General features: G+C 62.8%; 20 protein-coding genes. 8 read left to right on the top strand and 12 right to left on the bottom strand.

Annotation, left to right across the window (positions count from 1 at the left end; translation table 11 throughout):
* Positions 1-322: 322 nt before the first annotated feature.
* Positions 323-928 carry a TetR/AcrR family transcriptional regulator gene (locus tag CGK93_RS21600; protein ID WP_198318288.1) on the bottom strand — a complete coding sequence of 202 codons (606 nt, stop codon included), beginning with the start codon at positions 926-928 and terminating at the stop codon, positions 323-325.
* Between the two features lie 125 nt (positions 929-1,053).
* On the opposite strand from CGK93_RS21600, the gene CGK93_RS21605 reads away from it, so the two are divergent.
* The 3 genes from CGK93_RS21605 to CGK93_RS21615 all read left to right on the top strand — a co-directional run bounded on the left by CGK93_RS21605 (position 1,054) and on the right by CGK93_RS21615 (position 3,250).
* Positions 1,054-1,620 carry an NAD(P)H-dependent oxidoreductase gene (locus CGK93_RS21605; RefSeq protein WP_089596581.1) on the top strand — a complete coding sequence of 189 codons (567 nt, stop codon included), beginning with the start codon at positions 1,054-1,056 and terminating at the stop codon, positions 1,618-1,620.
* A gap of 191 nt (positions 1,621-1,811) precedes the next feature.
* Positions 1,812-2,651, top strand: a complete 840-nt coding sequence (locus tag CGK93_RS21610; RefSeq protein ID WP_089596582.1) for a GerMN domain-containing protein — start codon at positions 1,812-1,814, stop codon at positions 2,649-2,651.
* 113 nt (positions 2,652-2,764) lie between these two features.
* Positions 2,765-3,250, top strand: a complete 486-nt coding sequence (locus CGK93_RS21615; protein WP_089597695.1) for a DUF1990 family protein — start codon at positions 2,765-2,767, stop codon at positions 3,248-3,250.
* A 39-nt stretch (positions 3,251-3,289) separates the two neighbouring features.
* Here CGK93_RS21615 and CGK93_RS21620 read toward each other — a convergent pair whose 3' ends face one another.
* The 3 genes from CGK93_RS21620 to CGK93_RS21630 all read right to left on the bottom strand — a co-directional run bounded on the left by CGK93_RS21620 (position 3,290) and on the right by CGK93_RS21630 (position 5,787).
* Complete coding sequence (locus CGK93_RS21620) at positions 3,290-3,829, bottom strand: hypothetical protein (protein WP_089596583.1); 540 nt, start codon at positions 3,827-3,829, stop codon at positions 3,290-3,292.
* On the bottom strand, positions 3,810-4,841 hold the full coding sequence (locus CGK93_RS21625) for a hypothetical protein (RefSeq protein WP_089596584.1): 1,032 nt from the start codon (positions 4,839-4,841) through the stop codon (positions 3,810-3,812). The genes CGK93_RS21620 and CGK93_RS21625 overlap by 20 nt, the downstream gene beginning before the upstream one ends.
* A gap of 97 nt (positions 4,842-4,938) precedes the next feature.
* Positions 4,939-5,787 carry an isocitrate lyase/PEP mutase family protein gene (locus CGK93_RS21630; protein WP_089596585.1) on the bottom strand — a complete coding sequence of 283 codons (849 nt, stop codon included), beginning with the start codon at positions 5,785-5,787 and terminating at the stop codon, positions 4,939-4,941.
* 111 nt (positions 5,788-5,898) lie between these two features.
* On the opposite strand from CGK93_RS21630, the gene CGK93_RS21635 reads away from it, so the two are divergent.
* The 3 genes from CGK93_RS21635 (at position 5,899) to CGK93_RS21645 (ending at position 8,115) form a co-directional block, all read left to right on the top strand.
* Positions 5,899-7,206: an aminotransferase-like domain-containing protein gene (locus CGK93_RS21635; RefSeq protein WP_089597697.1), complete on the top strand. Its 1,308-nt coding sequence runs from the start codon at positions 5,899-5,901 to the stop codon at positions 7,204-7,206.
* Entirely contained in the window at positions 7,203-7,631 is a 429-nt protein-coding gene (locus CGK93_RS21640) for a universal stress protein (protein ID WP_089596586.1), read from the top strand. The genes CGK93_RS21635 and CGK93_RS21640 overlap by 4 nt, the downstream gene beginning before the upstream one ends.
* A 172-nt stretch (positions 7,632-7,803) precedes the next feature.
* Complete coding sequence (locus CGK93_RS21645; protein ID WP_089597699.1) at positions 7,804-8,115, top strand: hypothetical protein; 312 nt, start codon at positions 7,804-7,806, stop codon at positions 8,113-8,115.
* Here the strand turns inward: CGK93_RS21645 and CGK93_RS21650 are convergent.
* On the bottom strand, positions 8,096-9,499 hold the full coding sequence (locus CGK93_RS21650) for an APC family permease (RefSeq protein WP_089596587.1): 1,404 nt from the start codon (positions 9,497-9,499) through the stop codon (positions 8,096-8,098). The genes CGK93_RS21645 and CGK93_RS21650 overlap by 20 nt on opposite strands.
* A 201-nt stretch (positions 9,500-9,700) precedes the next feature.
* On the opposite strand from CGK93_RS21650, the gene CGK93_RS21655 reads away from it, so the two are divergent.
* Positions 9,701-10,795, top strand: a complete 1,095-nt coding sequence (locus CGK93_RS21655; protein ID WP_089596588.1) for an amidohydrolase family protein — start codon at positions 9,701-9,703, stop codon at positions 10,793-10,795.
* 17 nt (positions 10,796-10,812) lie between these two features.
* On the opposite strand, the gene CGK93_RS21660 is transcribed toward CGK93_RS21655, so the two are convergent.
* The 5 genes from CGK93_RS21660 to CGK93_RS21680 form a co-directional block, all read right to left on the bottom strand.
* Positions 10,813-11,409 carry a phosphatase PAP2 family protein gene (locus CGK93_RS21660; protein ID WP_089597701.1) on the bottom strand — a complete coding sequence of 199 codons (597 nt, stop codon included), beginning with the start codon at positions 11,407-11,409 and terminating at the stop codon, positions 10,813-10,815.
* 121 nt (positions 11,410-11,530) lie between these two features.
* Complete coding sequence (locus CGK93_RS21665) at positions 11,531-13,102, bottom strand: dihydrolipoamide acetyltransferase family protein (RefSeq protein ID WP_089596589.1); 1,572 nt, start codon at positions 13,100-13,102, stop codon at positions 11,531-11,533.
* A gap of 90 nt (positions 13,103-13,192) precedes the next feature.
* Positions 13,193-14,173: an alpha-ketoacid dehydrogenase subunit beta gene (locus CGK93_RS21670; protein WP_089596590.1), complete on the bottom strand. Its 981-nt coding sequence runs from the start codon at positions 14,171-14,173 to the stop codon at positions 13,193-13,195.
* On the bottom strand, positions 14,173-15,366 hold the full coding sequence (pdhA, locus tag CGK93_RS21675; protein ID WP_089596591.1) for a pyruvate dehydrogenase (acetyl-transferring) E1 component subunit alpha: 1,194 nt from the start codon (positions 15,364-15,366) through the stop codon (positions 14,173-14,175). Before pdhA ends, CGK93_RS21670 begins: the two co-directional genes overlap by 1 nt.
* Positions 15,367-15,515: 149 nt before the next feature.
* Complete coding sequence (locus tag CGK93_RS21680) at positions 15,516-16,634, bottom strand: histidinol-phosphate transaminase (protein WP_198318289.1); 1,119 nt, start codon at positions 16,632-16,634, stop codon at positions 15,516-15,518.
* Positions 16,635-16,706: 72 nt separating this feature from the next.
* On the opposite strand from CGK93_RS21680, the gene CGK93_RS21685 reads away from it, so the two are divergent.
* The gene (locus CGK93_RS21685; RefSeq protein WP_089596594.1) at positions 16,707-17,135 is read left to right on the top strand and encodes a phage holin family protein; all 429 of its coding nucleotides are present in this window, start codon (positions 16,707-16,709) and stop codon (positions 17,133-17,135) included.
* An 11-nt stretch (positions 17,136-17,146) separates the two neighbouring features.
* Here CGK93_RS21685 and CGK93_RS21690 read toward each other — a convergent pair whose 3' ends face one another.
* Positions 17,147-18,403, bottom strand: a complete 1,257-nt coding sequence (locus tag CGK93_RS21690; protein ID WP_089596596.1) for a hypothetical protein — start codon at positions 18,401-18,403, stop codon at positions 17,147-17,149.
* A gap of 95 nt (positions 18,404-18,498) precedes the next feature.
* Positions 18,499-18,810, bottom strand: a complete 312-nt coding sequence (locus CGK93_RS21695; protein WP_089596598.1) for a hypothetical protein — start codon at positions 18,808-18,810, stop codon at positions 18,499-18,501.
* Positions 18,811-18,938 lie beyond the last annotated feature (128 nt).

The following is an 18,938-nucleotide window of genomic DNA, read 5'->3' on the forward strand; positions in this document are numbered from 1 at the left end:
CGGCTGCCCCGAATCGTGGCAAAACTCAATGCTCGTCCTTCCGCGGTTCCCGGCTGTGGCCGGCGTCAGCTACGAATTGGCGCAGCGGGCTTTGGGTCCCCCGCACCCTTTCAGTGATCACCAGCCATGTATGGCATGCGTCACATTCAAGAGGAAACTACCACAATAACTGCTTCACGTTTTGCTTCCTCGCGTCCAGTTTCGCGCCTGCAGCCAGATTGTTATGTGCAGACTGCGTCACGTTACCCACGCCGATGGCACATATGCGCCCGCAGCGGCGGCAATGGGGGCGCTAACAAGGCGGGGCGGGCAGCAGCCGGCGCTACGCGGCGGGCAGCAGCCGCGTGATCAGTTCGCGCCAGGAGTCCGTGAGGCGCGTTGGTGAAATGCCGCGCACGCGGACGTCGTCCACAATGCGCTCAGGGTCCAGGGCATAGGTCAGGGACATGGCCATCACCCAGGGATCAGCAATCCCGGCCTCGCGGAGCAAGATCTCCATGTGGCGATGAGAGAGCTTGGTTGCGGGGACGTCGAACCTGTTGCGGGTGGCGGCACCCGCCGCCTTCAGGAGTTCGCCGTTTTCCAGGACGAAGTAGATCCGCCCTTCGCCGAAAGCAATCAGTCGTTCTTTTGCGGGGGCGCCTGGACCCAGCGGTGGCGGCCCGAACATGAAGCCATGCTGGAACTCGGATTCAGAATCGCTCAAGAGGGTCATCATGAGCCCAGCCCTGCTGCCGAACCGGCGGAAGACGGTGCCCTTGCCGACATGGGCTTTACAGGCGAGCGCGTCCATAGTCAGCGCTTCAGCACCGAACTCGGCCACCAGGTCCCGGGCAGCATTGAGAAGGCGCTCACGATTTCGGGCGGCATCGCTGCGCTCGTGCGGCGCGCCCAAGGGCACGTCCGGCCGAAGAGGGATGGAGCTCACAGAAATATTCTAGACCCCGGGAATAGAAAGCGGACCATAGTCCGTTTAGTATCGATGAAGGCTCCAAAGCCCAGATACCGCAGGCCGGGTTCCGCGAGGCACCCGGCCAGACACAAGGAGACACCATGTCCAAGAGCACCGTTCTTACCCTCGTCGGCAGCCTCCGCGCCGATTCCCACAACAAGAAGCTCGCCGAAGCCATCCAGCTGAACGCGCCTGAGAATGTTGATGTACAGATCCACGGCTCGCTGGGCAACATCCCGTTCTACAACGAGGACATCGACGTCGAAGGTCAGGTCCCCGCCGAAGCCGCCGCACTCCGCGCCGCAGCAGCAGACGCCGACACCATCCTGCTGGTCACCCCCGAGCACAACGGCACCATGCCCGCATCGCTGAAGAACGCCATCGACTGGCTGTCCCGCCCCTTCGGCGCCGGCGCCCTCTCCGGCAAGCCGACCGCCGTCGTCGGAACCGCTTTTGGCCAGTTCGGTGGCGTGTGGGCCCAGGACGAGGCCCGCAAGGCCGCCGGCATCGCCGGCGCCAAGGTCCTGGAAGACGTCAAGCTGGCCGTCCCGGGTTCCATGATCCGCTTCGCTGAACTGCACCCCAAGGACGACGCCGAGGTCGTAGAGCAGATCAAGGGCATCTTCGAGCCGCTGACCGCAGTCCAGGACGAAGAAGCAGCAGCTTAGTCTTTCGCCTTATGTGCCCCCGTTCCGCTTTGCGCGGGGCGGGGGCATTCGCGTTCCTGCCGCGCGGACTGCAGGACTGCGGATGGCCAGCGTGACCAACTCTTGTCCGAACCGTCACCGTAGCGGCATGTTGTGTTCCGTCCACCCGGCCTAACGTTGGAGATACAGGTGGACAGGAGCGCGGGGCTGTCATGCATGCCGGACGGGGACTAAAAAGTACGACGGCGATCACGGCTGCCTGCCTCTTCTTCAGCCTGGGAGTGGCTGGCTGCACCACCGTCCCTGGCGGTCCTGCAGGAGCCGCACCTGAAAGCGCGGCACCTTTACCCACGGTTTCCGTCAGTCCACCTGCCGCTTCGCCCAGCGCCGCGCCGGTGGCGTCGAGCCCTTCAACGCCAGGCACTCCGTCGGCTGCTGGGCCCGCGTCACTGATCCCCGCCCCGGCCTCATCCTCCCCGGATTCCTCTTCGCCGGGGCCTGCGGTGCCCGCTCCAAGCGCAGCCGTCTCCACCACCCCCGCTCCGTCCGCAGCCGCACCTACCCAGCCGCGTGCCGCCGTCGAGCCTTCACCCGAACCGGGCACCAGCGCTCCGGAGCCTGCAGAAACCGGCACGGTAATGACCGTGGATGCTTCCGGTCCGGCGGTGTACTACGTAGCAATCGACGACGGCGGATCCCGCGGCGTGCGGTTCGGCTGCAACGACAGCCTTGTTCCCGTCCGCGGCATGGCCGTACCCGGGGATCCACTGACCGTGGCGCTGGGCCGGCTGCTGGAGGCGGGAATGCCAGTGGACAGCGATGCCGCCCTCTACGACGCACTGGCTGGTTCATCGCTGCGTTACCTGTCCGGCTACATGAGCGGGGCCACCGTGGTGGTGAACCTCAGCGGATCATTGCGACCCGGAGGCGTGTGCGACATTCCGCGCATTCAAGCTCAACTGACGCAAACCATCGTGGCGGCCAGTGGTGCGTCGCGGGCGGAGATCTATGTGAACGGCAGGACCTTGACGGAGGCCCTGAGCGTACGGTGAGCAGCGGTACGGTGGACAGAGGTCTGCTGTTGTTGCTTGGCGACGTGATTCGGCGTCAACAAAGTACCGCGAACAGAGTCTTTGGGGAGCAACTCTTTGGGGGAAAACGCTTGATGACATGTCCTAGCGAGCTGGTCTGGCCCACTGCTGCGACGGGCTACCGCCGCTCGGAGATCACTGCGGTGATATCTCCAAGCATGGGAGGCAGTGATGCTGCCTGGGAACGTGCCACCGAGCAGGTGCTCCGGTGGGGAGTTAAGACCGCGAGCGGATTCTCCGTCGATTCACCAAACCCCGTATCTCTTGGTGACCGGGTGCTGGTCACCGCACATTTTTTCGGTTTCAGGGTGCTGGAACCCGTGGAGGTGGTCTCGGTGGTGAAAGAGCCGGACCGGGTGGGCTTCGCATACCGGACCCTTCCGGGGCATCCCGTTTCCGGCGAAGAAGCGTTCATTGTGCATCGTAGTGCGGAGCAGGTGAGCCTGACGATCCGTTCGCTGACAGGGCCAGCGCCGCAGCAACCATGGCGCCTGCTGTACCCGGCCCTCCTGGTGCTGCAGAAGGCAGTGCGGCGACGATACCTCCGGGCGCTGCGCTAGGACATCGCGGCGGCCGCTCCAACGAACCCGCCACCATCATCACGCCGTAGCGATCGCCAGCACCCTCCGGAGGGCCCAGGCCACGCGCAACAAAGCCAGGGCAGAAGCGAACGCCAGCACGAACACCACGGCCTCGGGAATCCACAAACCAGTGGGCGCGCCTCCTTCCAGCACCATGGTGACCAGTGCAGCGACCAACAGCAGGCCAAGCCCGGGGATGGCGAACAGGAACACCTCACCGATCTGGCGACGATGGGTTGCCGACAATTTCTCCAAGGGAAGTTCCCGCTGGCCCGGCGCGGCTTTCTTGCCCAGCACGTTGATGAGCATCGAAACGCTGGTGAGTGTCAGCCCGGCCGTGGCGCCGGCCAAGGTGGCGAGCGTCTGGAAGAGGGTTCGCCGGGTTCCGGCATCCACCCCTTCCAGCATCAACGGCTGACGCGCCAGCAATGCTACGCTCCACCAGATCAGGACGGCCAGAACCGCCCACAGGTAGTCGGCAGTGGGATGCAGCAGGAACCACCGCCACAGGGTCCGTCGCCGTCCCGTGCGCTCGATATCAACCTCGTACAAGCTCATGGCCCGCACCGCCTGCCACGGCTTCATCAGCGAGTGCCGCGGCGGCGAGAGCCTCGCGCACAGCAGTCATTCCGCCCGCAACGATGTCCGGCACCAGGCTCGAGTCCGCGGAGCCCTTGACGTCCGGGAGGGTCCTCGCAAAGAAGGCCTCGTTGTCCCTGGCTTGTTTGTTGAGGATGGCAATGGCCTCGGCCACTGATTTCTTTGGATCGTTGAACACGTCCGGGTCAACCTCGATGTGCGACACGAACCGTTCCTTCAGGAGGTCCACCACCTCGCGGTCTCCTGTCAGGGAGTCCTTGCCCTCCGCCACCACGTAGTCAAAGTGCTCCACGGACCCGGCCCTGCGGAAGAGGTCGATGAGTCGCTGAATACGATCCCGGATCCGCTGTTTGTCCTCCGCTTTCCCGGACCGGCCCACGCTCAGGGAAATGCGGAACGTCCCTTCGTTCATCAGGCGCGAGGCGCTGTCCAGGACGTCTGCCCATTCGCCTTCCATCAGCTTCCCTGAGAGGCGCTCCGCGGGAAGCGCGAACTCGAAACGGCTCACTTCAAGCCGGGTGAGGATTTCCTCGATATCCTCCCTCACCACTGGAACCAGGATGGGCTCCAGTCCCAACATTCCCCCGAGGTACTCCCCCATCCGGGATGCCCGGGGGCCGTTGCCGCTGGTGAGCACGGCTATGACGTTCCTTTTCAGGAACGCGAAATAGGTGGTCTCCAGGAGGTGGTCGCCGGGAGCCAGCGGGAGTGGTTTACGCCGGCCAAGGGCGTCCCCGACACTCGGCAGGTTGGTGTCCCGGATGCGGTCCAACAACAGCACAGGATGAGGCGAAGATGCCACCGACTGCGCGAGCAAAACAGTCCCGTCCACGCTGGTGAAATGCCGGTCCGTCGCGGAATCCTGGGCTTTCTTCAGGACTTCCGCCACCCGGCGCGCCGGGAAGGGACGGCTGAGCTCGTCACCGTTCAGCTGTTCGATCCGCCAAAACTGCACACTGCGTCGTGCCATCCGTACTCCCCTGCCGTGGTGGCTTTTACTTCGGATCCCAAGCTATCGGTGGGGTCCGACATTAAAGGCGGCCTCCGCCGTCGTGCGTTGCATCAGTTCACAAGCTGTACTTGGGCCCCTCCGCAAAGAGTGCATCCATCTCGTCGTGGCTGCGCGTCCCGGCGAGGCCGGCCCAGTTGCCATCTCCCAGGATCTCCTTCGCAACCCGTGCCACCTTGGCGTAGGCAGCCTTGGCGGTGTTGCCGCCGATACTGACGCGACGGACGCCGGCGTCATGCAGTTCCAGCGGCGACGGCGCACCCACCCCCGCCAGCGCGTTCAGCGGCGCCGGTATGCGGCTGGAGAGTTCGTGGAGGACATGAAGATCCACGACGCCGGGCACGAAGACGCCGTCGGCGCCGGCAGTGAGGTAGGCCTCGGCACGCCGCAGCGTCTCGTCGAAAGCCGCATCCGGGAACTGTCCGGACAGGTAAGTGTCAGTGCGGGCATTGATGAACAGTGGGATCCCGCGGTCGTCGGCCGCGGCGCGGATGAGGGCTATACGGCGCGATTGCTCGGCGATGTCGGTGAGCGGTTCGGCAGCGGAGTCCTCGATGTTGATCCCCACAGCACCCTCGTCCAGGACGGCGTGGACGGTCGCCCTCAGTTCATCATCGGTGCGCCCGTAGCCCGTCTCGATGTCCGCGGTCACCGGCAGCGTGGTGGCGCCAACCACTCGTCCCAACGCGGCCATGGCCAGCCCCCACGGCACATGGTCACCGTCCCGGAACCCCAGGCTCCAGGAGACGGCCGAGCTTGAGGTGGCAATCGCCGTCGCCCCTGCTTCCTGGACAACGCGGGCGGAGGCGGCATCCCACACATTCACCAGCACCAGCGGCGCAGGCCCTGCATCATGGAGTTTGTGGAACTGTTCGGCCTTGGTCACGGATCCCCGGTGCGCTGTCATAGCTACATTCCAGCCTTTCCGGATCACGACGTAAAGCGCGGGCTGCCAAACTGGGAGAGATTCGAAAACAACTGTTGCCTCATTAGCAACATCGAGGAGTATCCTGTGACTGTGACCCACGAAACATTGGATGCCGGCGCAACGCTGCCCGCTGAAGCCATCGACGCCATTGAGCGGGCCGCCACGGCCGCTCACCCGCACGAGGAACTGTTCTCGGCGCGGGCCGCAAACATCAAGCAATCCGCTGTCCGGGACGTCTTCGACATCTCCATGCGGCCGGGCCTTGTCTCGCTCGCCGGAGGTAATCCCTACCTGCAGTCGCTGCCGCTGGAGAAGCTCGGCCACACCGCAGCCCGCATCATCGCCGAAGAGGGGATGACAGCCCTCCAGTACGGCGGCGGCCAAGGCACCGAAGAGCTTCGCCGGCAGATCTGCGACATCATGGCGGCCGAGGGCATCACCGATGCCGATCCCGGCAATGTGGTGATCACCGCGGGCTCGCAGTCCGCACAGGACGTGGCCACCAAAGTCTTCTGCAACCCCGGCGATGTTGTCCTGGTGGAAAACCCCACCTACGTGGGTGCCTTGAACACGTTCGAGGCGTACCAAGTGGAGGTGGAGCCAATCGCCATGGACGACGACGGCCTGGTGCCTGAGCTTCTTGAGGCCAGGATCGCGGCGCTTCAGTCGGAGGGCAAGAACATCAAGTTCCTCTACACAATCCCCAACTTCAACAACCCCTCCGGCATCACCTTGGCCGAGGACCGCAGGCAGCGGATCGTCGATATATGCCGCGACGCGAATATTATCGTCCTTGAAGATAATCCCTACGGGCTGCTGCGTTTCGATGGCCATCCCATCGCGCCGATGCGCGCGGCCAACCCGGACGATGTCATCTATCTCGGCTCCTTCTCCAAGATCTTCGCTCCCGGTCTTCGGATTGGCTGGGCTCTGGTGCCTGCGCACCTGCAGCGTCGCTTCTACCTTGCCTCCGAAGCCGTGACGCTCTGCCCGCCGCCCCTGAACCAGATGCTGGTCTCGGCATATCTCCGCGAGTACGACTGGGAGGGCCAGATCGACACGTACCGCAAGCTCTACGCAGAGCGGTGCGAGGCCTTGCTCACCGCGCTCGACGAGTACATGCCGGAAGGCCTCACCTGGACCCGGCCGGACGGCGGATTCTTCGTGTGGGTCACCCTCCCCGATGGCGTGGATACGTACCCCTTGCTCGCGAAAGCAATCGACGCCGGCGTCGTCTTCATCCCCGGTGCAGCCTTCTCGCCGGCCGACGGCCCCTCCAACAAGCTCCGCCTGGCGTTCAGTGCAGTCCCGCCCGATACGATTGCCGAAGGCGTCCGCCGCCTGGCCCCAGTTTTGGCAGAAGCCATCACAGCCACCAATGAAGGAGCAGCACAATGACCGGAGTTGTGATTGTCGGAGTAGACGGCAGCGAGACGGCAATGAGGGCAGCACAGGCCGCCCAGCAGTTGGCCATCGGCCTCGGAGCCAGCCTGCGCGTTGTCAGCGCTTTCGACAGCAACCGTACTGAGGTGGTTGAGATCGGCACCGACAAGTGGATTGTGTCCGACGCCGCCGAAGCGGAAACCGTGGCCCGCACCGTGGCGGAACGGCTCTCCCACGAAGGTCTTGAGGTCACCTACTCCGCAGCCCGCGGCAAGCCCGGCGAAGCCCTGGTGAAGGAAGCCGAATTACAGGACGCCCTGCTCATCGTGGTGGGGAACCGGCGCATGCAGGGCCTGGGCCGCGTACTCGGCAGCGTGGCCAACACCGTGGCCCACACTGCACCTTGCGACGTCTACATCGCCAAGACCGACCAGCCTTAAAGCGAGCTGAATCACGGCGCCGGGTGGGGAGCCTCACCCGGCGTTTGGCGTCTTTTGAGCCATCCCCTGAAGTCATCGTTATAAAATCGAGATGCCCCCAATGGCGCGTGCCACCTCCACCATCCGACTTCAGGGGATCATTTTCTTGCTTACTTTGCAGCCGCGCCAGCGCGTGGGACACGACATTCTGCTTGCCCGCCACGGCAACAACATCAGCACCATGCGCTACGACCGCAGCAACGATCGCATCATCGCGATGCTCGACGACGGCTCCTGGGACAGCGCTCCCAACATGATCACCCCGGGTCTTGATATGCCGGAGACTATGGGCAGTGTGTTCCGTAAGGACTGGCGCTTCCTGTCCGTGGCATGCGTTGCCATGGTCACCGTCGCCGCCGTCGCCATGGGCATCAGCGTGGAGATGGCCAACCACATGTCCACCACCGAACTCCAGGCGCTGCTGGTCAGCTACCCGGCGTTTTAGCTGAGACGGGATGCGGCTCCTCGAGAGGGGTCGCCTCGTCGAAATTCAGGGCGACATTGCCTCCGGCCCTCCCCCGGCGCACCACATAGATGGTTGCACCCGCCGCAAGCCACGCCGCTCCCAGCAGATACGTAAACCAGGCGAGTGACGTCCACAGCCACGCGATGAAGGCGAACCCCAGCAGCGGCATGGCCAGGTTCCGCAGCACGCTTTGGGGACCGCGCTTGCGCAAGTCAAAGAACAGCACCTTGATGGTGGCCAGGTTGACCGCGGCGAAGGCGATCAAAGCCCCGAAATTGATCATGTAGACGGCTTGCTCCAAGGTGATGAACAAAGCAACCAGTGAGACTGCGGACACCAGCAGCGCAGCCACATGCGGCGTGCGAAAGCGCGGGTTCAGCGTGGCGAGGGCGCCGGGCAGGATCCTGTCCCGTCCCATGGCGTAGATGACCCGGCTGACACTCATCTGGGCCGCCGTGCCGCAGAGAACAAGTCCCCCAAGGTTCACCACCACGAAGACCACCATCAGGACATCGCCGCCGGCACGTTGCATGAGCTCCGTTCCTGCTGCATCAAGATTCTCAATGGCCCTCCACTCAGGAGCAATGAGGCTGCCCGCCACGGAAAACAGCGTGTAACCAACGCCCGCGAACAACGTGGACAAGATAATGCCGCGCGGCACGTCCCTCTTCGGGTTGCGCGCTTCCTCAGACAGCGTGGAGACGCCGTCGAATCCCAGGAACGCAAAGGACACAATCGCAGCGGCGGCCATGACTGGCGCAATTCCACCCTCCCCAAGAGTGAGGGGCCGGGTGATGTTCTCCACGGTCAGGTCCGGGGCGTTGAGGACTGCCAGCACCAGGAAGACAAGAATGACCACGATGGACGACGCCACCACAACGAAGTTCATCTTCTTGATCCACGCAACACCGATCACACTGAAGAGGCCTACCACCAGAAGACAAGCCAAGACTGCGAGCTGTGATGGTATGGCCGGCAACAGGCTGTTGAGATAGAGGCCGAAAAGCAGGAAGTTAACCATGGGCAGGAACAGGTAGTCCAACATCATGGCCCAACCCACCATGAAGCCGACAGGCTTGCCAAAAGCCCTTGACGCGTAGGCATACGCGCCGCCCGTGACAGGAACGTTCCGTGCCATTTGCCCATAGCTATGGGCCGTAAAGAGCATGGCCACCAAGGCAGCTATATAGGCTGCTGGAAGATGCCCATCGCTGATCTCCGTACCGGGCCCATAGACCGCAACCACTGACAAAATCCCCATGGACGTCAACCCGAAGGCGACCAGTGACGGCAGGCCAAGGACCCGCTTGAGCGTTGGACCCGAGGGCGGGGCTTTGGTAGCACTTGCTGGGTTGCTGTACATGGGCTTCTCCTCGATGCGATTCACATCACATAAATGAATGGTGATCATTAGAGTAGGCGCTCGATCGCCTTCTGCATAGATTTGGTATCCCAAAACATCAGCGGAGTCTTTCGCCTTGGCCTAGGCTTTGGGCTTTTTTCTTGGTCACTACCGCCTCCGAGGTATTTTGGTATACCGTGGATTCAGCACTTGGGAGGCCTGATGACAACATATTCACCAACCCACAAAGTGGATCAGAGCCGTGGTTTCGGCTGTCCGCCTCTCCTCACGACGCGGGGCTTCGTGGACGCACACATCCACCCGGATAAGACCACATGGGGTTCTGCATGGTTGCCCCGGCGGTCCGCCCTCACGTTGGCCGACCTCATCAAAAACGATCTCCGCGCACAGCTGTCGTTCCAGGACAGCGTGGAGGAACGCTCCTTCGCGCTGATGAGGCAAGCTGTCCTCCATGGGACCATGGCGATGCGGGCGCACGTTGACGTCGCTACCCAGATCGGCCTCAGGAACATTCACGGCGTCAGGGCGGCCGCGGAACGCCTTGCACCCTTGCTCGACGTCCAAATCGTCGCTTTCCCGCAGTTCGGCCTCCTCAGTAATCCGGGCACGCTCAACCTCATGGAAGCGTCATTGGCTGAGGGGGCAGACTTGGTGGGCGGCCTTGACCCTGCTTCGCTGGACGGCGATCTGAATGGCCATTTGAAGGCGGTCTTTGGATTGGCGAACAAGCATGGCAGGGATGTGGACATCCACCTCCACGACGCCGGACCGGACGGCTTGGCGCAATTGCGGGACATTGCTGAGCGCACGCGGGCGGAAGGCATGCAGGGCCGCGTCACCATCGGACACGCTTTTGCTCTTTGTGACCCTGCGCAACCCGGCCTCGAAGCCACCCTTGATGCCATGGCCGAGGCCGGAATGTGGATGGCGACGTGTGCCCTGGGCGCCGATCCGGTCCCTGTTCTGGATGTCATGGAAAGGCACGGGGTCAAAGTTGCGCTCGGCTCCGACGGAGTCCGGGACGCGTGGTCACCCTTTGGTACGGGGAGCATGATGGACCGCGCGCATCTGCTCGGATACCGCACTGGTGCTTCCACCGATGCCGAGCTGGAACGTTGCTTCAGGATCGCTACGTTTGCAGGCGCAGAGCTTGTGGGATCGGCGGCTGTGAGCGATTTCTCCGGTGCGGAATCAGGTGACCGTCTCGAATTCGCAGCAAACTCAATCCCCGAATTGGTGGTCGACCGGCCATCACCGCTGAGGGTTATCCGGGATGGGCGACAAGTGGTGATGTAGGCGGCAAGCCAGCAGTGCTAGAGCATCATGTCCTGCAACAACCACCACATGCCGGCGATCACCACGCCACCAAACAGCGAGCCAATGATGACCTGGCCCAAGGTGTGGGCACGCAGGACCAGCCGCGACCAGCCCACTGCCGGCACCAGGAGCAGCACAGGCAGCCATGCGGGCCCAAACATCGCGACCACAATGACGGCCGCCGCAGCAAGGGCAGAAGCATGCCCGCTCATCTTCCAGACGGCGCTGACCACCGCCAGAATCCCGATACCACCGATGAGCGCGATGATCATCACCACGACACTGACCGGACCATGCATCAGTTGCAGCACCACCAGGCCGACCACCACCGACACCAAGGCCATGAGCAGCAGGGCCGGCCGTTGGCGCCGGTCGCTGACATGGTGGTCCGTGATCCTGCCCAGTTTGACCATCACCAGCACATAAGCCAGCGGCAGGACACACACGAACAACGCGGCCAGGAGCCCGAACCACATGGTTCCCGGAAATCCGGGCTCGATCGCGGGGCTGATCAACAACAGCCCAAACACCACAATCGGCGGCTGGAACACCTCCGTCAGGACACGGGCAACTGCGCGCCACGGCCCCGTCACCAGTTGAGGGGGCACGTGGCCTGAGACGTTGGCGGACACCCCCGCGACGGGCGCGGCGTCCGGGTAGGGCGCTGCAGCGTCCGATTGAGACGCTGTACCCGGACGCGGCGAGACGTCCCTGTCAGTCAAGCAGCAGCGCCGGTTCTTCAAGAATGGCTGCAACATCGGCCATGAACCGTGCCGACAGGTCGCCGTCCACCACGCGGTGGTCGAACGAACCGCCCAGCGTGGTGATCCAGCGGGGAATGACTTCGCCGTCCAGGACCCACGGCTTCTGCTTGATGGTTCCGAACGCGATGATGGCAACCTCGCCCGGGTTGATGATGGGCGTTCCGGTATCAATGCCCAGTGCACCGATGTTGGTGATGGTCAGGCTTCCGCCCTGCATCTCCGCCGGCTGGGTCTTGCCTGCACGTGCCTTGGTGGCCAACTCGTTGAGCGCCAAGGCCAACTCCTTGAGCGAGAGGTCCTGGGCGTCCTTAATGTTGGGGACCATGAGGCCGCGCGGGGTGGCGGCGGCAATGCCCAGGTTCATGTAGTGCTTCACCTGGATCTCGGCGTTTCCGTTCCCGTCAGCATTATCCACCCATGTGGCGTTGACGCTGGGGTTGCGGGCAGCGGCCCAGATGACCGCTTTGGCCAGGATGAGCAGCGGCGAGACTTTGATGCCTTCGAAGTCCCGCGAGACCTTGAGTCGCTTGACGAACTCCATGGTGCGGCTGGCATCCACGTCCACAAAAATGCTGACGTGGGGAGCTGAGAACGCTGACTCCACCATGGCCTTGGCGGTCGCCTTGCGCACACCCTTGACGGGTAGACGCTCAACGCGCTGGTCCTGCGGTTTCTTGGACGCGCCCCAGAACGAGTCAGCCTGATCGTGTTCGGCATCGCGTTGCGCCTGGTAGCTGACCAGGTCCTCACGGGTCACCTCGCCGCGCTGGCCCGTGGCCACGACGTCGGCGAGATCGATGCCCAGATCCCGGGCGAACTTGCGTACCGGAGGCTTGGCAAGGACCTTGTTGACCAGACCACTGATGGTGCCGCTGATGGCTGCGCCCCGGGAAGCGGCCATCGGCGTGCTCGCGGGCTGGGTTGCTTGCGCGGCCTGCGCCGGGGTAACCGGGGCTTGGGTGGCAGGCGCGACGGCGGTGCGTGGCGGCGTCGCGCGGTGGGAAGCCGGCGCTTCGGCCGACTGGGCTTCAAGAACTGCTTGGTGGTCCTGAACGGTACCTTCCGCATTCTCGGCGACCGTGGCTGCCTCTACCGAACCTGCCGGACGCTTACGCGCGCGGCGCTTGACGGCGTCGGCCTTCGGTCCCGAACCTACCAGCGGACCACCGGCCGGGCGGTTGTCATCGTGGCCGTCATCGGCGGGCAGCTTACCGTACAACGGCATCTCGACGGCGGGAGCTGCCGGCGCGGCATCGCCCCCTATGCCTTCCGTGCCGTCCGTGCCTTCGGCAACAGCGATGATTGCCGTGCCGACCTCCACCGTGATGCCCTCTTCCACCAGCAACTCCGTAACTGTGCCGGCGAAGGGCGACGGCAGCTCGACGAGGGACTTGGCGGTCTCGATCTCACACAGGACATCGTTGATCGCCACGACGTCGCCCGGCTTGACCTTCCAAGCCACTACCTCGGCCTCGGTCAGGCCCTCGCCTACGTCCGGCAGGTTGAATTTCTTTACAGTCACAGTGGTCCTCGGTTTCCGGTTGCCTGGCAGCGAAGCCGGGCAGGATCAGGCGGTTGGATAGGCCGGTGGGCGCTCGTAGGCCTCTGGGCCTTAGTAGGCCAGTGAGCGGTCGAGCGCTTCGAGGATCTTGTCGATGTCCGGCAAGTAGTCCTCTTCCACCTTGGCAACGGGATAGGGCATGTGGAATCCGCCCACCCGGATCACAGGAGCTTCAAGGTGCAGGAACGCCCGCTCGCTGATACGTGCCGCGATCTCACCTCCGATGCCTCCGAAGGTGGGGGCCTCGTGGGCGATGATCAGCCGGCCGGTTTTCTTGACCGAAGCTTCCACGGTGTCGAAGTCCAGGGGCGAGATGGAGCGGAGGTCGATCACCTCGATGCTCCGTCCATCCTCGGTGGCAGCGTTGGCGGCCGCCAAGGCCACGGGCACCAGCGGTCCGTAGGCCACGATGGTGGCGTCGGTACCCTCCCGGACAACGTGCGCCTTGAAGGGATCCTCCGAAAGGCCGGCATTCTCGACGTCCACTTCACCCTTGAGCCAGTAGCGGCGCTTGGGTTCGAAGAAGATGACGGGATCCTGGCACTCAATGGCTTTTTGGATCATCCAGTAAGCATCGTGGGCATTGGACGGCGAGATGATGCGCAGGCCGGCGGTGTGTGCGAACAGCGCTTCCGGAGACTCGGAGTGGTGCTCGATCGAGCCGATGCCCCCGCCATACGGAATGCGGATGACAACAGGCACGGTGAGTTTGCCGAGGCTGCGGGCATGGATCTTGGCCAGCTGCGTGGTGATCTGGTTGAAGGCCGGGTAGACAAAGCCATCAAACTGGATCTCGCACACCGGCAAATAGCCACGCAGGGCCAAGCCGATTGCCGTACCCACAATGCCCGATTCGGCCAACGGCGTGTCCAGGACGCGTTCGTCGCCGAATTCCTTGATGAGGCCATCGGTGACGCGGTAGACGCCGCCAAGGTGACCGATGTCCTCGCCCATGAGCAGGGACTTGGGATTATTCGTCAGCGATGCACGGAGACCCTCGTTGATGGCCTTCGCAATGGTCATGGTTACCATCAGTGAGCTGTCTCCTCATCGCTTTCGAAGCCGGCCGAGTACTCCTCGAACCAGGCCAGTTCCTCTGCAATCAGAGGGTGTTGTTCGGCGTAGACGCTGGCGAACGCATCCCGGATGTCCGGGACTTCAAGGCCATGCGTGGTGCTGCGGACATACTTGGCCAACTCATCGCCATCGGCTTTGACCTGATCGAAGAAAGCTTCGTCCGCAAGCCCTTCGGCGCGCAGGTAACTCTCCAGGCGGTCCAGGGGGTCCTTCTCGCGCCAGGCAGCTTCCTCTGCGGATTCGCGGTACTTGGTGGGGTCATCGGCGGTGGTGTGTGCGCCGACCCGGTAGGTGTACGCCTCGATCAGCACAGGGCCGCGGCCTTCACGGGCATGCTCCAAGGCCCACTCGGTGACGGCGTGGACTGCGATGACGTCATTGCCGTCCACACGGATTCCCGGGAAGCCGTAGCCCTTGGCTCGATTGGCCAGCGGAACCTTGGTCTGGACTTCGGTGGGCACGGAGATGGCCCAGTGGTTGTTCTGGCAGAAGAACACCACCGGGGCGTCGTAGGACGCAGCAAAGACCATGGACTCGTGGACGTCGCCTTCTGAGCTGGCTCCATCACCGAAGTAAGCGATGACTGCGGCTTTGGGGTCTGTGGAGTCAGTTGCTGCGGCAAGCTTCTGGTCCCTCTGGATGCCCATGGCATAGCCAACTGCGTGCAGTGTCTGGGCTGCAAGGACCAGCGTGTACAGGTGGAAGTTGTTCTCACGGGGATCCCAGCCACCGTTGGACACACCGCGGAACTGCTTGAGCAGTTCGGCGAGGTCTACGTTGCGGACCAGCGCGACACCGTGTTCGCGGTAGGTGGGGAAGATGTAGTCTTGGGGCTGGCTTGCATGGCCGGAACCGATCTGCGCGGCTTCCTGACCTGTCAGCGGCACCCACAGCGCCAACTCACCCTGGCGCTGCAAGGCGGTGGCTTCCTGGTCGAAACGACGGATCCTGGCCATATCCGTGTAGAAAACACGCAACTTCTCGGGATCAATGCGCTTGGCGTAATCCGAGAACACTGGATCTGAACCCAGTTTTCCGTCAGGGCCTAGCAACTGAACCATTTCCACCGGTTCGCCTGGCGCGGCTGCTGCCGCGGAGGTTGCCGCGAGAGTGTCTTCCGTCCCGGGGGGCAGTTGTGTCGAGCCCATTCCGTCTCCTTGCTTGCCACGGCGGGTGCCGGGCAATGTCTGTCGCTGGGATATATGCCCGTTCCGGAATGTATTCCGGAACGGGCATATTATTGGCTTTCGTCCCTTACTTTATCGGCAGTAAGTTGGGTTGGCGCATTTGTTAACCGCTAGGAACCCAGCGGTGCCTTTGTATAACCTGCACAGAGTTCCAAGAATCGGGTGTTGGCCTCGACCTCACCGATGCTTACCCGAACGCCCTCATTGGCGAAGGCCCGCACGGACAATGCTTGCTCTGCCGCCAAGGCCGCAAACTCGCCACTGTGCTCCCCAAGATTCAGCCAAACGAAGTTGCCTTGAGCCTCAGGAACAAACCACCCAAGGTCCCGGAGGCCGGTTGTGACACGGTCTCGCTCGTCCACCAGGCTTTGTACCCTTTCCACAACCTGATCGAAATTCTCGATGGAGGTAACGGCGGCGCGTTCTGCGATTTGGGAAACTGCAAAAGGAGTGGCGGTGACGCGGAGGTGCTGCGTGAGCAAGGGGCCCGAGACGCTGTATCCAACCCTCAATCCGGCCAGTCCGTGCGCCTTGGAGAAGGTCCTCAGCACCACCACGTTGGGATAGTTGCGGTACAACTTGATGCCGTCCACCGCGTCTGAATCCCGAACGAACTCCTGATACGCCTCATCGATGACCACCACCACATGTGGGGGTACCGACTGGATGAAGCGCTCAGTTTCTTCTGCCGTGAGGATGGGCCCCGTGGGGTTGTTCGGGGTGCACAGGAGGATCACCTTGGTACGGACAGTGACGGCCGAGGCCATGGTCTCGAGGTCATGCCGTCCGTCAGCCAGCAATGGGATCTGGACACTGGCGGCACCTGCGAGGCCGACACAGATGGGGTATGCCTCGAAAGAACGCCAGGCGTAGATGACCTCGTCCTGCTTGCCGTCGTCGTTCTGCCCGGCAAACGTTGCGAGAATCTGGTTCAGCGCTCCAAGGCTGCCCGCACCAGTGACGACATCGTCGGCGGGGACATCGAGGAAGCCGGCAAGCGCGGTTCGCAGCTTGGTGGCGAGCGGATCCGGGTAGCGGTTGATATCGGACTGGTCAGCAATTGCCTGCAACACTGCAGGAATCGGAGGCAGCGGGTTTTCGTTGGACGACAATTTGTAGCTGGTGAGGCCCTCAATCGCAGCGGGGGGTTTACCTGCCGCGTACTTCGGTAGCCTGTCCACGACCGGGCGAGGGAGTACGCCCTCCGGTGCGTTGTCAGTAGTAGTCATGGCTTCAAGCCTACTTGGCTGCTTATGGCTAATGCTGAGCTGATTAACAGCTCCGTATGAAAGCATGGGCCCATGGGTTCATTCATCATTCGCGTCCTCATTAACGGGCTTGCCCTGTGGGTGGCCACCTGGCTCCTGCAAGGCATGGATATCACCACAAGCGCCACCGAGAAAGCCGCCACCAATGCAGGACTCACCCAAGGGGCCGACACCGCCGGCATCATCCTGGCGTACTTGTTCATAGGGCTGATCTTTGGTGTAGTGAACGCGGTCGTCCGCCCTCTGGTCAGGTTGCTGTCCCTCCCGGTAACCATCGTCACCCTTGGCCTGTTCACCATCGTGATCAACGCGGCGATGCTGTACCTCACTGCTTGGCTGAGTTCTTTCACGCCAGTACACCTCACACTCGACTCGTTCTTCTGGACAGCCATTCTGGCCTCACTCATCATCAGCATCATCTCGATGGTGGCAGGCCTGATACCTGGAGCCCGCAAGCGGTAGGAGCATCGCACTTACCGCGTTCCGGCCCCCTTCTTCGTGGCCTGAACCGACGGCGGCGAATCCGGTTTCAGCGCCAACCGCGAAACCGGCATCGGCGCCCTTTCCATCCTGAATCGCGTCACTCTTGCCACCCCACTGGCACCCACAACCCCCGCGAATACGGCGGTCGAAGCGACCAGCGACTCGTCGTGGCTCGCGGCAACCAACTCTGCTCCTGCCGCATAATTCTCCTGATCGTGTCCCGGGCCAAGGCCAGCGTCCTGGCCTTCGGGCGTCCTGACCTCGTCTGTCAGCGACACCGTCACCCTGTCTTTCGTATCGGCGTTTATATGGCCATCAATTCCCGGGACCCAGTCCTGCACATGTTCCAAGTGGAGTGAGGTGATGCCTGGCTCGGGAGTAATGCCGCCGACAGGGGCTCCGGCTGTCAACACATATTTGAGGTCGAACTCGCTGAGAAAGGCCTGGTTCCGGCTGAGGTTCATGGCGTGTATACCGCCTTGGCTGTGCCCCACCGCCACGACGTGGTCTCCGGCTTCTGCTCCGGCTTCGCGGAGGGCCTGGCCAACAGCCGGGATCACTTCCTCCGAATCGTAGGCAACAGCCTCCCCGATGCCATGGATATCCAGCGGATTCGTATTGGGTGAGTTGGGTTGAGTCCCAGGTATCAGCACCATCCAGGACGACGAGCCGTCCTGTTCGAACTGGATGACCTCGATCTCGCCGTCATTCCGGGCGTGAAGCCTCTCGAGTCGGCGAAGGCTTTCTGCCATTGAAGGCTCCACGCGTTCTACGGCTTGCTCAACTTTCTCGACCCTGACGTCTCTGGGTTGTAGGGCTTCCAGGAGCGGCGACTCCAGAATTCCGTGAAGGGTATCCCTCGTGCTCGTCCAAGGTGGAACCACTACTCCCCTGAGGACGTTGTGCGTCATGTCGCGGCCAGGAAACCATCCTGTTCCCGAGATCCTTAGCTCATCGAGACGCAGTTGCTGCCGGAAGCCGTTGCCTGCTTCTACTACCTCGTAATCCCGGTGGCTGGCCCGAACACTCGCGCTGACCTCAACCAACTCCTGACGCACTTGCGCCACGTCCCTCCTGCTCCCGGCAATGGCGTCGGCGGCAGTGCGGCCGGTGTCGAGGGACTCGTACAGATACGGCTCGAGGTCGTCTTGGACCCGACGTGCCTCGTCTTCGATACCAAGGAGCTGTTGGACTACGTCGTCGAGCTGCGTTGCGCCCCGCAGAAGTTCCTCCAATTGGAAAGACATCCCTCCTACCCCGCCCCGTATGGTGAGAATTCCGTCCGGCGCCGGCGGTAAGGGTTGTGGCGCTTCACCGGCGCCCACTGGAGCTGAATCGGCCATTACCGGCCCCGCTCACCGGAAACTGAAATGCTCTGGGAATGACGTAACACCAAGGCTGCGGCGGTGTCCATGGCCTCACGGGCACGCATCAGCGCGGAAGCATGCAGGGCAATGGTTGTCCGGTAGGCGCGTCCGGCGGGAGATTGCCAATCATCCATTTGGATTCGTCGCAGGGACGTCAGAACAGCGTCCACATGGTCCACGCACGTCTTGATGCGCCACGCGAGCCGTTGGACTTCGTGGCTTCGGGAGGCACACTCCAGGGGGTCGAAAGTGGGCGGGTTGGCTGCAGGCATCAAGCCGACGCTCATGTCCGTATACTCCATTGGTTGTTCTGCTGATCGGTAGGTTCGACGCTACGGAGCGCCAGAACCCAACGGAAGCGATGACGTTGCGTATGTGGATAACCCGGGAGCCGTCCACATAGCGTCGTCACCGA

It is taken from the genome of Arthrobacter sp. YN (genome assembly GCF_002224285.1).
Taxonomy (GTDB): Bacteria; Actinomycetota; Actinomycetes; order Actinomycetales; family Micrococcaceae; genus Arthrobacter.